This window comes from Actinomadura sp. 6N118, assembly GCF_044326415.1.
In the GTDB taxonomy this organism is placed as follows: Bacteria; Actinomycetota; Actinomycetes; order Streptosporangiales; family Streptosporangiaceae; genus Spirillospora.
Genome location: NZ_JBIRAZ010000036.1, coordinates 60322 through 75239, shown reverse-complemented (window position 1 = coordinate 75239; position 14918 = coordinate 60322). Strand labels below are relative to the sequence as shown.

Here is a 14918-nt window from a genome sequence, read left to right as displayed (position 1 = left end):
GATACCGGCCAGCAAACACACAGTCACACAACAGCGACGCTTTGTGATACGTGACACCTCAACCACAGCACCGAACACCACACAAAAGCCACACAAAACCACGAAACCAGGGAACTACTTCTCACACCCGCACGCGACCGGCCGTCGGGAGAGAACGCCACGCCTTTGGCACTCTCCGTCGGAGCACGCTGTCAGCCTCGGCCGTGGGCGCGGTCTCGTAGGCCCTGGTCGCCAGGAGCAGCGCCAGCGCCGGGTCGAGGGTGAGCTGCCGCCGTGCCTCCGTGGCGAGCTTGCGGGAGAACGCGCGGTCACGATCATCGGCGCCGCGGTCCGCCTGAACGAGGGCGATCACCACCAGCACGCCGACGACGATCGCAACGATCCCCAGGACACCCGTCCGCTGGCGTCGCCGGCGGCGGGCGGAGGCGACGCGCTCCGTCTCAGCCAGTCGACCCGCATCGAGGAACGCCTGTTCCACCTCGTTGAGCCCGCCGGAATCGCCGTCGTCCCACTCGGCCAGCCGGGAGCCCCGGTACAAGAACTCCGGATCCCGGGCGTGGCCGTCCCAATCGGCGGCGGCGTTGGTGAGCCGCTGACGCCGCCGCAGCGCCTCCCGGTCCTCGTCCAGCCACTCCCGCAACCAAGGCCAGGCATCGATCAGGGCCTCGTGCGAGATCTCCAGGTCGCCCTCGTCCATGACGACGAGCCACGCGCCGGCCAGCGCCTCCAGCACGGTGTCGATCTCACCGGGGTCGGCGAGGCCGGTCAGCTCCTCGCGGTCGATCCTGCGGCGCGTGTCCTCGGTCCCCTCGCCCAGGACCGTCAACCTCAGGAACACGTTGCGGGCGATCTCGCGCCGTGGCTCGTCCAGTTCCTCGTAGACCGACTCGGCGGTCTTGGCGATCGCCTCGCCGACGCCGCCCGCCGCCTCGTAGTCGGCCAGCCGCAGCGTGTCGCCGCGCTGCCGTCGCCAGGTCTCCCGCAGCGCGTGCGCGACAAGCGGCAGGGCCCCCGGCCGCCCCATGGCCTCGGCGACGACGGTGGCGACGAGATCCGGCTCGACGCTCAACCCCACCCTGGCGGCCGGCTCGACGACGATGGCACGCAGATCCTCCTGCGACATGGGACCGATCGGCAGCTGCACGCCGTCCGGGAGGGCCGCCGCCAGTTCCGGCTCGGCGGCGCAGTGCCCGTAGAAGTCCGAACGGACACCGAGGACCACCGTGATCGGCTGCTCGCCGGTGGTCGCGCTGATCAGGGCGGCCAGGAACGTGGATCGTTCCTCCTGATCAGTGCAGAGCGTGAAGGCCTCCTCGAACTGGTCGACGACCAGAAGGGCATCGGTGCTGAGCGACTCCAGGTGACGGGCGAGCTCGGCGGCGGGATGGCTGCCCGGGGTCATGACCGCAGTGGGAATCCCTTCCGCAGCCAGAGCCGGAAGCAGACCGGCCAGCAGAAGCGACGACTTGCCGCTGCCAGACGCGCCGAAGACGGCGATGAGCCGGGCCCGTTCAACGGCCTTGAGCAGATCATCCACAAGGGCGGCGCGGCCGAAGAACAGATCGGCGTCGTCACCGCCGAACGGCGTGAGGCCCGGGTAGGGGCACCGCCGCCGGCTGTGGGCCAGCTCGGCCTCGGTCTCCCGCCAGCGCCTCTCCCACTCCGCGCGGTCCGCACCGCAGGCGGTCGCGTACGCGAGCGTGGCCTCCAGCGTCGGGAACCGCAGACCGGTGGCGGCCTCGGCGAGGGAGCTGCGCGCGAAGTGGGCACGCTGGGCGAGCTCGCGATAGCTCGGGCGACCCGCCTCCTCGCGGAGCCGTCGCAGCTCCCAGGCGAGCCGTTCGACGGGACCGGCGTGCGGATCCAGCGGTCGTTCGGGTCTTCCCACGTCATCCCCGTTGTCCGGCGCTCGCGCCCACCCATGACGGACAAATCCCGAGACGACCTAAACCTTAGAGGCCGATCACCGCCGGGGCATGTCCACGGAAAACGGTTGCCAACCCGCGCGGAACCGGTGATCCGTTCATGACGACACAGGGGGTTCAAACTGTTTGCTGTGTTGAGTGTGCTTGAGGGTGAATAAGGCCACTTGGGCGAGCGCTGTGCACGAATCTTTGGCAGATGCGTGACCGATCCTGTACGTTTCGTATGCGATCTAGGACGCTGAGTCCGGTGTCGGCGTGCGGGGCCCCCTTTCCACCAGAGTGATGGTCTGGGGCCTCCCCGTGCCTCTGGCCGGGCTCATAGGTCAGGTCGTGAGGGAACCGGCCCGCCCGGAACGGACCACGCACACGATGCGTGTCGCCGCCCGGGATGCGAACGCCGGGGACCAGTGCGCCCAAGACCGTTCGGGGCGTGCCATTGCGCGGGATTCACTCCTGCTGAGTGCCGAGGAACGGTTCGACCGATGAGATTCCACGTACTGGGACCGCCTGAGGTTCGTGAGGGCGCGACGTAGCTGAAGCTGCCGCCGAAGCAACGCGACCTGCTGGCCGCGCTGCTCTGCGTGGACGGCGCGAGGGTCAGGACCACATCGCACGGTCCACGCCGAGGCGATCCGCCTGTCCGAGATGCGGCTCGGGGTGCTGGAGGACCTCTTCGACACCGAGCTCGCCCTGGGGCGGCACGCGTCGCTCACCGGCGAACTGCGCGGCCTTGTCGCGGCGCATCCGTTCCGGGAACGCCTCCGGATCCAGCTCATGCTGGCGCTCTACCGCACCGGCCGGGTCGCCGACGCGCTCGGCGTCTGCCGCGCGGGCCGCACGCTGCTCGCCGACGAGCTCGGACTCGATCCAGGCCCCGCCCTGCGGCAGCTGGAGCTGGCGATGCTCACCTACGACCCGGCCCTCGACGTGCCCGCTGATCGCGCATCCGGTGGCCAGGACCAACCGCCCATGATGCGGCGCCAGTAGCCGATGTCTACTGGCGCCGCGCTACAGAGTCTGGTCACATCGCTGAGCAGTGGATGCCCTCCTTGGGGAGCTTGGCCTCGATGAGGTACCGGTGGACACGGTCGTTGATGCAGTTGGAGCCGGCCGCCAAGTAGGCGGTGTGCCCTGAACCGTCGTAGCTCATCAGCCTGGCATTATCCAGGTGCTTGACGAGCGTCTTCGATGCCTCGTACGGCGTCGCCGGGTCGTTCGCCGTCCCGACGACGAGGATCGGTGCGGATCCCTTGGCGCGCGGCACGGGAATCTGCTTGGCGGCTGGAGCCGCCCAGGACTCGCACATCGTCCATGACGTCTTCACCAGATCGGCGAAGTTCGGCGTTTCCCGCTTGGCGTTCTCCGCGGCCTGAAGCGCGGTCGCACGATCGACGCGCGGATAGTCGGCGCAGGTGACCGCCTCGAACTGCCCGATCCCGAGATCGGCTTCGGGGCTGGTGAGGATGAACTCGTAGAGGGCGGTGCCGTCACGGTTGGTGATCGCCGAGGTCAGCGCCGCTCGGAGCGATGGCCAGCTCGCCTTGTTATAGAGGGCGCTACCGAGGGCGCCGGTGACAGCCGTGCCGTCCAGCGAAGTGCCGTCCGTGGTGGTGTTGGAGAGGGGGTTCAGGTCTGCACTTTGGCGCAGCTCGGTGATCCGCTTGACCCCCGCTTCGACCGTTCCGGCGGACTTCAGCGGGCAGTCGGCCGCCTTGAGGCAGTCCGCGACGAACGCTCGCAGCGCGACCTCGTGCGCCTTGGCCTGGGCCACCCGTCGCTGCAGGAATCCCTTGGACCTGTCGGTCGCGCCGTCCAGGACCATGGCCCGGAGCCGGTCCGGGAACATGTCCGCGTACATGGCGCCGAGGTCAGAGCCGTACGACCAGCCCACATAGTTCAGGCGACGGTCGCCCAGGACGGCACGCAGCACATCCATGTCGCGCGCCGCGTTCACCGTGCCGACATGCGGCAGCAGCCGAGCCGACGTCTTCTGGCACGCGGCGGCGGTCAGCCGGGCGTCCTGCAACGCCAGCTGGGTCTCGGTGTCGAGCTGGACATCGGTGCCGGTGGCAACTGTGGTGCTGGTGCCGCTCGTGGTCCCGGCGGTCGTCCCGTCGTCAGTCGAAGCCGAAGGGCAGCTGACGGGTGTTGACTTCCCGATGCCGCGCGGGTCGAAGCCGACGATGTCGAACCGTTCCCGGAGCTGCCTGTCCATGGTCGGCCCGGAACTCGTCGCGGCATCGAGGCCCGATCCGCCGGGGCCGCCGGGGTTGAGGAGCACCGAGCCCTGCCGCTTATCTGAAGCACGCAGGCGGTTGACCGCGATGTCGATCTTCTCCCCACCGGGCTTGGAGTAGTCGAGGGGGACCTTCATCGTCCCGCACTGGAAGCCTTGGCCGCAGTCCTTCCAGTTGATCTTCTGTGTGTAGAACTGTTTGAGCGCGGCGGTCGGAGGCTTCTTCGGGTCGGCGCCGTCATCGGAGCCGATCAACGAACAACCGGTCGAGGCCAGCGCCGTGGCCATGAGGATGCCGACCGCCTGCGTGACTTTCCTGCTTGTCCCGTTTGTCGCTTTCATAGATGAAAGCGTGGTTTGAACGCTTGATCGGCAGTAGTCACCCGAGTCATCGGCGCGGCGTGGATTCTGCCTGGTGAGCACATGACAGCTGTCATAGGCTGCCAAGCGTCGACGAGGGGCGGCCATGGGATCCGACACGAAGAACACGTCCGCGCGGGCACGTCTGGTCACCGATCTGGCTCCGGCCCGATGGCTCGAACAGGGCATCGGGGAGTTGGAGATGCCCAAGGTGTTCGAGGCCTATGCCCGCGTTCTGCATCCGGCGCTTGACCAGTCGGAGCAGTACGTCCAGTGGGCGAAGGTGGCCGACTGGGCGGGGCGCGACCTGCACGCGCGTTCGGACTTCGCGGAGATCTCCACACCTGGCCCTCAGGGCGGAACGGGAGACAGGCCGTGGGACGAGCCTTCGGAGCCCGGGTCCTTCCCGCTCGACCTGCTGCCGCACCTTTGCGAGGTGCTGGCCGGGCATACCAAGACGCCGGGGCGGTGCTGGTTCTGCCTGTGGGACGGATTCGGCTGGCTGAACGATGAGGACGAGGATCAGAGCTCGTCCGTCGTGTTCGCCGCGAGCGCGGGTGACGAGCCGTCGTCCTCGCCCGACGCGGCCCCGGACGCGCAGGCGGACGCGGATCCGGATCGGCTTCGCCTGACGTTCGAGGGCAGGCTCCAGGACGCTCCTCTGATCCATCTGCCGACGCGCGACTACTACCTGCTGACCGGCCCGCTGGAGGCGGCGTACGGGCTGGGGGCGGCGACCGAGAGCTACTTCTTCTTCCCCCAGTCGCCGAATCTCTTCTGGCCGGACGACCGCGCCTGGTGCGTGGCGACCGACATCGACCGGGACTCGACGTACGTGGGCGGCAGCGCCGAGCTGATCCGTGAGCTGGTCGCCGACGAGCGGCTGGAAGCCTTCGCGATCGAGGCAGACTGACAATACGAAAGGCCCTTCCCTGGCGGGAAGGGCCTTTGTACGCACTAATCGCCGTGCTTAGCTGCCTTGCTTCCTGCAGGCGCTGATATAGACGGTCCTAATCAACGCTTCTTGCAGGCGCTGATATAGACGGTCTTACTCCATGCCTTACCCGAAGCGGCCGGCGGCCTGTAGCCGGGAGGGAAGGTGACCTGTGCGTATGCGACGCCCTTGTAGTACTGCTTCTTCACGCACCGGCGGGCGGCGTTGTGGCCGATGGAAGACTTGCCGTAGTTGGCCTTCCAGGCGCTTTCCTTGTACTTGTAGAGCCTGTTCTTGCTCTTGCCCTTGTAAAGAACGACCTTGATGCGGATCTTGGCGACCCTCTTGTCGCACTTGACCGTTCCGACGATGTTCACCCGGTGCTTGTCGGCCGCGTGCGCGTGGTGCGAGTAGTGCGGGTTGTGCGCCACAACCCGGCACTTGATGATCTTGGGCGCGGCGGCGGACCCCGACTGGACGGTGACGGTGTCGGTGCCCGCGCTCGCCGTTCCGACGAACGACGTAAGCGCCACGGCCCCCGTGCACGCACCGATCGCGAGTCGCTGGATCGTCCTCATATCCCCTCGTTTCTGTGGACTGCGTTGGCCCCCACCGAAACCGTAGGGATCACCTTCGATCATGGGTAGTGCATGGCCGGAAACGGTCGAAACCGAATGGCCTGACAGTAAGTAGAAATGTCCAGGAGACGCGCACGATGACCGTTACTGCCCCAGTTCCTGCTGGATCTCCTCGTCGCCCGGTGCCAGTTTCCCTGCGCGTTCCAGATCGGCCCGCGCCTCGTGTTCCCGGCCTGCGGCGCGCAGTGCCATGGCGCGGTTGAACAACAACGCCGGTGTCTCGGCCGCCGCCTCGTCAGTGAGCTCCAATGCCCGGCTCAAATCGTGCACGGCGCCGGGAAGGTCGCCCATCTTGAACGCGAGATCCCCCCGGCACGCCCACGCGATGGCCATCGACGCGTCCTGGGTGATGGCCCGGTCGAAGGCGTCGCGGGCCAGGTCGTGGTGGCCCGCCGCAACCTCAACCTGACCGAGCACGCAGCGGAGGTACGGATCGTCCGGGGTGAGGGACAGCCCCGCAGCGCAGGCGGCCCGCGCCTCCTCGTAACGATCGAGTGCGACCAGGATGCCGGCCCGGTTGGGGTGGGCTTCGGCGAATCCGGGGTCGAGTTCGAGCGCGTAGTCGAGGTCGGCGAGCGCGCCGGCGAGGTCGCCCGAGGCGAACCGGGCCTGCGAGCGGTTGAAGTAGGGCTCGGGGAACGGCAGGCCCGTCTCCATGGCCGTCTCGTAGTCGGCGACCGCGGCGGCCGCGCGGCCGAGCTTGTAGAGCAGGTTGCCGCGGTCGATGTAGTAGTCCGGGTACGCGGGGTCGGCGGCGATGACCGCGTCCCACTCGTGCAGGGCGTCGGTGGTCCGGCCGAGCAGTTCGTAGAGTTGCGCCCGGTTGGCGCGCAACACCATCTTGTGGACCGGCTGGGTGTCGTCGGGCAGATCCCGGTCGGCCATGTCGATGGCCTGCTGGACGAGGCGCAGCGCGCGGTCGGGATGGCCGCGGCGTGTCTCGATCAGCGCCCTGCCGTTGAGGTCGAAGCCGAGCTTGACCGCGCGTTCGGCGGGATCGGGCAGGAGGCCGCACAGCGCGATGCCGGTGTTGACCCAGCCGAGCGCGGCGTCGAGGTCGCGGCGCGCGGGATCATGGTGCCGGGTGGCGTGCATGGCCAGCGTGTAGGCGATCGTCGAGTGCCAGAGCGGGGAGGTGGTGCGTTCCCGCGCCTCCATCAGGACCCGTTCGGCCTCGTCTTCACGGCCCAGCGCACCGAGCGCGATGGCGGTGTCGTGCACCAGGCCCCACCAGGTCTCCGGCGCGGCATCGGGGTCCGCGAGAGTGAGGCCGCGCAGCCCGAGTTCGGCCACGGCGTGATGACAGCCTTGCTCCAGGCACCACTGAGTGGCGAAATGGTAAGCCTCGGCTGCACGTCGTGGATCGGTCCCATGTTCGCGGTGCCGCGGCACCGCGCCGAGCCGGGGGCCGATCAGCCCCTGTGCGATCAGCTCGTCCGCCCGCAGATCGTGCCCCGCCGGGGTCGGCTCGGGCCCGCGCCGGGCGCCGGTGCGCCGCAACGTGTCGATCGTGAGCAGCTCGCGCGGGACCCGGCGGCGCAGCACGGCGACGAGCTCACGATCGGCCGGATCGGCCTCGGCGTAGTCGAGCAACTCAACGGTCAGCGGGCCGGTCCGGGCCAGGTGGTCGCGGACGAACTCGGCGACGCCGTTGGCGATGCGCAACGTCCGGCGGGGGGCGGGCACCAGGATGCGCTCGGCCCGGGGCCGGTGCGCCGAGAGCGGCTGCCGCCGGGCGTGCACGCGGTCGCGCAGGTCAGGCGCCACCGTGCGGATCTCGATGTCGTGCTCGGCCACCGACCCCGGCCGGGCGTCGAGCGCCTCGGGAACGAGCGTGTGCAGCAGGGCGCCGCCCGCCGTATAGGGGCCTCGCAACCGGCGGTCGGCACTGATCCTGACAACACGATCGCGGTTCACGCAGGAGCCTCCAGTAGGAAGGAAGGGCCTCCAGCGAGGGGCGGAAGGGCCTCCAGGGGACGAAGGGAAGGGCTCCCGCGGCGCGGCCCAACCACGCGCCGCGGGAGCCGGTCTCGAAGATCCCGGTCAGCCGAAGTGCTTGGCGCTGGCCTGCCCCCTCATCGTGACAGTGCCCGTGCGGTGCACGATGATCTTCTTCACGTCGGGGCCCTCCCTGGTGGATAACTTCCGAACGCAGACCATCATGCGTGAACGCCTGCCACATTGAGTAACCGACTATGTGACCTAATCCGGACACCTGACAGAGCTTGACAAGCCCGTTGACGATCGCCGCGTCCGTGAGTGTTAAGCGCAGGTTAGATATGGCCGCCTGCGCTTGTTCGGGCCTTCTGACCTCGGTGAAGCTGCGGAGACCTGGGTGACACAGGTCACTCCGGCCCACCCCGAGAACACCAGGAGGTATCCGGTGACGACGACGCTCTCCGGTACCGCAGACGACCGCCCCAAACCGGCGCGCAGCCCATGGAAGGCTCTTGTCGGGGGTTCGATCGGCAACCTCGTCGAGTGGTACGACTGGTTCGTCTACTCCAGCTTCGCCATCTACTTCGCCTCGGCCTTCTTCCCCAAGGGCAACTCCACGGCGCAGTTGCTCAACACCATGGGCATCTTCGCGGTCGGCTTCTTCATGCGGCCGGTGGGCGGCTGGCTGCTGGGCCGGCTGGGCGACCGCAAGGGCCGCAAGGCCGCCCTGACCGCGACGGTCACGCTGATGTCGGTCAGCGCGCTGCTCATCGCGATCGCGCCGACGTACGGGCAGGTCGGGTACTTCGGCGCCGCCGTCCTGCTGGTGGCGCGGCTGCTCCAGGGGCTCTCCGTCGGCGGCGAGTACGCGGCCAGCGCCACGTACCTCACCGAGGCGTCGGCTCCGGGCAAGCGCGGGTTCTCCTCCAGCTTCCAGTACGTGTCGATGACGGCCGGCCAGCTGTGCGGCCTCGGACTGCAGATCATCCTCCAGCGCACGATGTCGACGGAGACCCTGCACTCATGGGGCTGGCGCATCCCGTTCATCGTGGGCGCGCTCGGCGCCGCGGTCGTCTTCTACCTGCGCCGCAACCTGCTGGAGACGGAGGTGTACGAGGAGGAACAGAACGAGGGCACGGCGTCCGCCACGGCGGCCGAGCGCGGCACCCTGCGCGGCCTGCTCGCGCACCGGCGGGAGTTCGCGCTGGTGATCGCCCTGACCATGGGCGGCACGGTGGCGTACTACACCTACACGACGTACCTCACCAAGTACCTGTCCAACACCGCGGGCATGAGCAAGAACGACGCCACGCTGGTGAGCTTCTGCGCACTGACGATCTTCATGTTGCTGCAGCCGCTGGCCGGGGCGCTGTCGGACCGGATCGGCCGCCGGCCGCTGCTGATCACGTTCGGCATCGGCTCCATGCTCGGCACCGTCCCGATCATGACGGCGCTGCAGGACGTGGACGGCTTCCTCCCGGCGCTGCTGCTGATGCTGGCCGGGCTCGTCATCATCACGGGCTACACCTCGATCAACGCGGTGGTGAAGGCCGAGCTGTTCCCCACCCATGTGCGGGCGCTCGGCGTGGCGCTGCCGTACGCGATCGCGAACGCGATGTTCGGCGGAACGGCCGAGTACGTCGCGCTGTGGTTCAAGAAGGCGGGTGCCGAGTCGGGCTACTACTGGTACGTGTCGGCCTGCGCGGCGGTCTCGCTGATCGTCTACTTCACGATGCGCGAGACGCGCGACGCCGCCCTGTCGCGGGCCGAGCGCGAGTCGGCCGAACCGGCCGCCGGGGACAAGCGGCTCGCACGGACATGACCTGCCAGGATCCACCCTGGGCCCCTACGCTGACCCGGGGGCCCAGGGTGGATCCAGCTGAGGAAAGGTCGCCATGCGGGTGCTACTGGTCGAGGACGACGACCGGCTGGCCGACGCGCTCGGCACCGCCCTCGCCGAACGAGGGCACCATGTCGACCGGGTGACCCGGGCGGACGACGGGCTCCGGCTCAAGGACGGCGCCGACTTCGTCCTGCTGGATCTCGGGCTCCCCGACATGGACGGGCTGGACATGCTCCGGCGGTTGCGCCGCGTGTCCGCCGTCCCGGTGATCGTGCTGACCGCGCGGACCGAGGAGCGCACCGTGCTCCAGGGCCTGCGGGCCGGCGCCGACGACTACCTCACCAAACCGTTCCGGATCATGGAACTGCTGGCCCGGATGGACGCCGTGGCCCGCCGCCTCCCGCGCGGCGGGTCCGGCGCTGGACTCGGCCGGGGAGCTGCGTCCGCCGCGGCGGTCACGGTCGGCGACGTGCTGATCGACCTGCGCGCCCGGACGGTGGACGTGGCCGGCACCGCGGTCACGCTGACCCGGCGGGAGTTCGACGTCCTCGCGATGCTCGCCCGCGAGCCCGGTGTGGTCCGGAGCCGGGAGGAGATCCTGGACGCGGTCTGGGGCGACGCGTTCCTGGCGGCGTCCCGTTCGCTGGACGTGCACATCCGCGGCATCCGGGCCAAGACCGGCCGCCCGGAGCTGGTGCGCACGCTGCGCGGGGCCGGTTACCGGCTCGGCATCGAAGGGCTGATGCGGCGCCGGCTTCTGATCACCTATCTGGCCCTCATCGGCGGGCTGCTGCTGGCCCTGGCGGTGCCTCTGGGCCTGGCGTACGCGCAGCAGCGGACCGGCGAGCTGCTGCTGGACCGGCGGGCCGACGCCACCCGCATGGCGGAGCTGACCGACCAGGCCGTACGGGAGGGCGACACCTCCGTGCTGGCCACCGAGGTCCGGCGTTATGCCTCGCTCTACGGGGCGACCGTGGAGGTACGCGACAACACCCGGGCCGTGCTCATCCACGCGGGGGCGGCGGCGCCGGGTAGGGACGCCGGGACCGCGACCCGCCGGGCACTGGCAGGCCGGACCACCGAGCAGCTCCCGCTGGTCACCCCGTTCGGCCCCCGCCAGGTCGTGGTGGCCGAACCCGCAGGCCGCGACGCCCAGGTCGTGGGCACGGTACTGCTCACAGCCCCGACGGCTGCGGCCCGCCGGGACATCGCGGTGGTCTGGGGTGCGCTGGCGGCCGCCGCGGTCCTCGCGTTCACCCTCGCCGCCGTGGCCGCCCGGCGGCTGACCCGCTGGACGCTGCGTCCGGTCGCCGAGCTCGACGCCGCCACCGAGGCGATCGCCGCGGGACGGATGACGGCCCGGACGACGGCCACCGGTCCCGGGCCGTCCGAGCTGAGGCGGCTGGAGGTGCGCTTCAACGCGATGGCCGACGCCGTCGCAGCGGCGCTCGAACGGCAGCGGGCCTTCGTCGCCGACGCCTCGCATGAGCTCCGGACGCCACTGGCAGTCCTGTCCCTTCGCCTGGAGAACCTCCACCCGCACCTGGGCACGGCGGGCACCGAGGAGTACGAGCGCGCGATGGAGGAGATGGATCGGCTCGGCGCGCTTCTCGACGACCTGCTGGCGCTCGCCCGGATCGAGGCGGGGACGCCCGCGATCGCGGAGCCGGTCGATCTGGTGGCCGAGCTGCGCCCTCGGCTCGCCGCGTGGGAGGAGGTGGCGCCTGCCCGCGACGTGACGTTGCGTGCAGAACTGCCGTCGCAGCTGGTGGCCACCTGCCCGCCGGAGACCGCGGGCCGCATCGCTGACATCGCGATCGACAACGCGATCAAGTTCGCGCCCGGCGGGGGTGCCGTCACCGTCGGATTGTCGGCCGACGGTGAGTCCGCGGTGCTGCGCGTGACCGATGACGGTCCGGGTCTCGATCCCGAGGAGCTGGCGGCCGCCCGCAACCGCTTCTGGCGTTCGCCTCGGCACGGCAACGTGGAGGGCAGCGGGCTGGGCCTGGCCATCGCCGACGAGCTCGCCCGGTCAGCGGACGGGAGCCTTACGCTGCTCGCCGCCGACCCGCATGGCCTGACCGTGGAACTACGCCTGCCCCTGTCTGACGAGCAATAGAGGACGGCTTACTGCAGTAGAGGGCGTAGTGAGCCGATCAGCCGTAAACGGAACGGTAGTAGCGGACGGCGCCCGGATGGAGGGGCACCGTGCCCGTGCCGATGGCGTACCGCTCGTCGAGGTGGGCGCCCGGACTTTCCGGCCCCGGCAGGCTGTCCCTCGACTCGAACATCGCCCGCGTCACCTCGTACGCCACCGTGCTCGACAGCCCTGGCCGCGCCATCAGATAGCTGGGGACGCCCACCGTGGGCACCTCGGTGCGCTGCCCGTACGTCCCGGCGGGTACCGAGACGCTGACGTAGGTCGGCCCGTGCGCCCGGCTGAGCTCGGCGGCAAGGCCGTTGAGAGGGACCAGCCGGATCGGCATGCGGCCGGTGAGCCCGGCGATGGCACTCGTAGGGACGCCGCCGGACCAGAAGAACGCCTCGATCGTCCCGTTCGCGAGCGCCTCAACGGACTCGTCGAGCCCGAGGCGGCTTGCCCGTACCGGCTTGGAGAGGCGCGCGGCGTTCAGGACACGTTCACCGACGACGGCGGTGCCGGACCCGTCTGCGCCCAGCGACACTTTGCGCCCGGCCAGGTCCGCCGCCTTGCGCACCGGTGACCCGGCGGCCACGACGAGGTGGGTGTAGTTGAGATAGACCCGCGCCAGCGCCGTCACCGGCTGTGGAGATGGGAACGGGCCGAGCCCCACGACGGCGTCCGCCGCGCTGTCCCCCAAGCCCATGGCCAAGTCGGCCTGCCCAGAGCCGAGCAGGCGGAGATTCTCCACGCTCGCCGACGTGGTGCGGACCTGCAGGGTGATCCCGTCGCCGCGCCGCTCCAGTACGTCCGCCAGCCGTTTGCCGAAGATCGCGTACGGTCCGTTCACCGGCCCGCTGGCCAGCGTGAGCCTGTGCCGCTGCGAGCCGCGCGAGCATCCGGGCACGACGGCCAGAGCGGGCACGACGGCCAGAGCGGGCAGGGCGGGCAGGGCGGCGGCAAGCCTGAGGAGTGTGCGGCGGCTGAGCGTGGTCATTCCAGGACTTCCTGGAGCGTGGTCACTGCGTGGACGCGGTGGCGGTCGAGCCAGGCTACGGCGGCGTCGATGTCGCCGTCACGCAGGGCGGCGAGCACGGCCCGGTGCTCGTGGACGACGCGTTCCCGGTTGGGCGTGCCGCCGTAGTAGAGCGACCGGTAGGCGTCGGTCGAGTCCCAGAGCGTCGTGATCAGCCGGATGAGTCGCGGCATGCCTGAACGTTCGAAGAGCATGAAGTGGAAGCGCCGGTTGGCGGCGGCCATGGCGGTGACGTCCCCGGCCTCCCCCGCCCGTTCGACCTCGTCCTGGGCGGCCTCCAGCGCGGCGAGGACCTCAGGCGTCAGATGGGCGGCGGCGACACGGACGGCCTCCGCTTCCAGCAGCTCGCGGATGCGATAGATCTCCCGCAGGTCCGCCATGGAAAGCACGGCGACGAAATAACCCCGGTGTGCCTGGTGCTCGACCAGGCCCTCACCTTCGAGAATCTTGAGCGCCTCGCGCAGCGGCACCCGGCTCACGTCCAGCCGTTCGGCCAGGGCGTCCTGGCGGATCGGCGCGCCCGGCTTCAGCTCGCCGGTGGTGATCGCGCGACGCAGCTCGGCCAGCACGAACTGCTGCGCGGTCGGTGGCCGCCGGGGCCGCCGTTCCGTGCTCGTCAGACCCGTGCTCGTCAGACCCGTGCCCGCCAGATCCGTGCTCGTCCGATCCGTGCTCATCGCAGCCGCCCCTCGAGTTCGGCGAGCACATCCCCGGTATCCTCGCCCAGCCGCGGCGGCGCCGTCCGGTAGACCGGCGGGGTGGCGCTCATCGTGATCGGGTTGGCGACCTGGCCGACCGGCTCGTTCCGGCGGGGGTCGGCGAGCGCGACCGCGGCGTCCAGGCCGAGCCGGCCCGCCAGGTCGAACGCGGCGGCCAGGTCGTTGATCGGCCCGCACGGCACACCGGCCTCGGTCAGCTCGGCGAACCACTCGTCCGCCGTCCGGGTGGTGAGCGGCCCGGAGAGTGCCGCCACGAGCTCCTCCCGGTGGGCGACCCGCGCGGAGTTGGTGGCGAAGCGCTCGTCGTCGGCGAGCCCGAGCAGGCCGAGCCGGTCGCACAGCGCCCGGAACTGCCGGTCATTGCCGACGGCCACCACGAGGGGCCGGTCCTTCGCGGTGAACACCTCGTACGGCGCGACGCTCGGATGGCCGTTGCCCATGGCCCTCGGCACAACCCCGGCCGCCACGTACGCCGATGCCTGGTTGGTGAGCGCGGACAGCAACGACGTGAGCAGGGTGACCTCGATCCGCTGGCCCTCCCCCGTCTTGTCCCGGTGCCGGAGCGCGGCGAGGATGCCGAGTCCTGCGTGCAGGCCCGTGATCACGTCGACCAGCGCGACCCCCGCCTTGGTGCCGTCGCCGCCGGGCTCGCCGGTCACGCTCATCAGGCCGCCCATGGCCTGCACGAGCAGGTCGTAACCGGCGAGATGAGCGCCCTCGGCGGCGCCGAAGCCGGTCACCGAGCAGTAAACGAGCCCGGGGTTGGCCTTCTGGAGCTCCTCGTAGCCGAAACCGAGCCGGTCCATCGTGCCGGGGCGGAAGTTCTCGATCAGGACGTCGGCGCGGGCGACGATGGCGTGCGCGGTCGCACGGTCGTGTTCGTCGCGCAGGTCGAGGGTGATCGACCGTTTGTTGCGGTTGACGGCCAGGAAGTAGGTCGCCTCGCCGGCGGCGTGGGGCGGTCCCCAGGCGCGGGTGTCATCGCCGCTCCCGGGTCGTTCGATCTTGATCACGTCGGCACCGAGGTCGGCGAGCAGCATGGTCGCGTACGGTCCCGCCAGCACGCGGCTGAAGTCGGCGATGACGATGCCGTCCAGTGATCCCATCCGGCCCCTCCCATGGTCGACGCGCGGCCGTCTGCCATTCTAA

At 70.0% G+C, this 14918-nt stretch carries 10 protein-coding genes and 1 pseudogene; 4 read left to right on the top strand and 7 right to left on the bottom strand.

The annotated features are described in order from the left end of the window. Positions 1 to 121: 121 nt before the first annotated feature. Positions 122 to 1888 carry a helix-turn-helix domain-containing protein gene (locus ACH34W_RS51150; RefSeq protein ID WP_395968554.1) on the bottom strand — a complete coding sequence of 589 codons (1767 nt, stop codon included), beginning with the start codon at positions 1886 to 1888 and terminating at the stop codon, positions 122 to 124. 652 nt (positions 1889 to 2540) lie between these two features. Here ACH34W_RS51150 and ACH34W_RS51145 point away from each other — a divergent pair. Continuing rightward, a pseudogene (locus ACH34W_RS51145) lies at positions 2541 to 2912 on the top strand (BTAD domain-containing putative transcriptional regulator); the annotation flags it as partial. 34 nt (positions 2913 to 2946) lie between these two features. Here the strand turns inward: ACH34W_RS51145 and ACH34W_RS51140 are convergent. Continuing rightward, positions 2947 to 4503: an alpha/beta hydrolase gene (locus ACH34W_RS51140; RefSeq protein ID WP_395968553.1), complete on the bottom strand. Its 1557-nt coding sequence runs from the start codon at positions 4501 to 4503 to the stop codon at positions 2947 to 2949. Between the two features lie 124 nt (positions 4504 to 4627). Between ACH34W_RS51140 and ACH34W_RS51135 the strand changes: the two genes are divergently transcribed. Further along, entirely contained in the window at positions 4628 to 5434 is an 807-nt protein-coding gene (locus ACH34W_RS51135; RefSeq protein WP_395968552.1) for a hypothetical protein, read from the top strand. 101 nt (positions 5435 to 5535) lie between these two features. On the opposite strand, the gene ACH34W_RS51130 is transcribed toward ACH34W_RS51135, so the two are convergent. Together ACH34W_RS51130 and ACH34W_RS51125 are read right to left on the bottom strand one after the other, a co-directional pair. Continuing rightward, positions 5536 to 6033 (bottom strand): hypothetical protein, encoded by a 498-nt coding sequence (locus ACH34W_RS51130; RefSeq protein ID WP_395968551.1) that lies wholly within the window; start codon positions 6031 to 6033, stop codon positions 5536 to 5538. 144 nt (positions 6034 to 6177) lie between these two features. Beyond that, positions 6178 to 8010, bottom strand: a complete 1833-nt coding sequence (locus ACH34W_RS51125; protein WP_395968550.1) for a tetratricopeptide repeat protein — start codon at positions 8008 to 8010, stop codon at positions 6178 to 6180. Positions 8011 to 8476: 466 nt separating this feature from the next. Here ACH34W_RS51125 and ACH34W_RS51120 point away from each other — a divergent pair, with 466 nt between their 5' ends. After that, positions 8477 to 9853 carry an MFS transporter gene (locus ACH34W_RS51120; RefSeq protein WP_395968549.1) on the top strand — a complete coding sequence of 459 codons (1377 nt, stop codon included), beginning with the start codon at positions 8477 to 8479 and terminating at the stop codon, positions 9851 to 9853. Between the two features lie 73 nt (positions 9854 to 9926). After that, positions 9927 to 11993: a response regulator gene (locus ACH34W_RS51115; protein WP_395968548.1), complete on the top strand. Its 2067-nt coding sequence runs from the start codon at positions 9927 to 9929 to the stop codon at positions 11991 to 11993. A gap of 37 nt (positions 11994 to 12030) precedes the next feature. Here the strand turns inward: ACH34W_RS51115 and ACH34W_RS51110 are convergent, their stop codons facing one another. Genes ACH34W_RS51110 through ACH34W_RS51100 form a run of 3 tightly spaced genes read right to left on the bottom strand, consistent with a single transcriptional unit; the run spans position 12031 to position 14875 of the window. Beyond that, on the bottom strand, positions 12031 to 13011 hold the full coding sequence (locus tag ACH34W_RS51110) for a TAXI family TRAP transporter solute-binding subunit (protein ID WP_395968547.1): 981 nt from the start codon (positions 13009 to 13011) through the stop codon (positions 12031 to 12033). Beyond that, positions 13008 to 13727 (bottom strand): GntR family transcriptional regulator, encoded by a 720-nt coding sequence (locus tag ACH34W_RS51105; RefSeq protein ID WP_395968546.1) that lies wholly within the window; start codon positions 13725 to 13727, stop codon positions 13008 to 13010. The genes ACH34W_RS51110 and ACH34W_RS51105 overlap by 4 nt, the downstream gene beginning before the upstream one ends. Further along, positions 13724 to 14875, bottom strand: a complete 1152-nt coding sequence (locus tag ACH34W_RS51100; RefSeq protein ID WP_395968545.1) for a CaiB/BaiF CoA transferase family protein — start codon at positions 14873 to 14875, stop codon at positions 13724 to 13726. Before ACH34W_RS51100 ends, ACH34W_RS51105 begins: the two co-directional genes overlap by 4 nt. Positions 14876 to 14918 lie beyond the last annotated feature (43 nt).

Bases quoted from the DNA above. Each gene is read 5' to 3' on its own strand.
- ACH34W_RS51115 (WP_395968548.1), top strand. From the start codon at position 9,927: ATGCGGGTGCTACTGGTCGAGGACGACGACCGGCTGGCCGACGCGCTC.
- ACH34W_RS51105 (WP_395968546.1), bottom strand. From the start codon at position 13,727: ATGAGCACGGATCGGACGAGCACGGATCTGGCGGGCACGGGTCTGACG.
- ACH34W_RS51130 (WP_395968551.1), bottom strand. From the start codon at position 6,033: ATGAGGACGATCCAGCGACTCGCGATCGGTGCGTGCACGGGGGCCGTG.
- ACH34W_RS51110 (WP_395968547.1), bottom strand. From the start codon at position 13,011: ATGACCACGCTCAGCCGCCGCACACTCCTCAGGCTTGCCGCCGCCCTG.
- ACH34W_RS51140 (WP_395968553.1), bottom strand. From the start codon at position 4,503: ATGAAAGCGACAAACGGGACAAGCAGGAAAGTCACGCAGGCGGTCGGC.
- ACH34W_RS51100 (WP_395968545.1), bottom strand. From the start codon at position 14,875: ATGGGATCACTGGACGGCATCGTCATCGCCGACTTCAGCCGCGTGCTG.
- ACH34W_RS51135 (WP_395968552.1), top strand. From the start codon at position 4,628: ATGGGATCCGACACGAAGAACACGTCCGCGCGGGCACGTCTGGTCACC.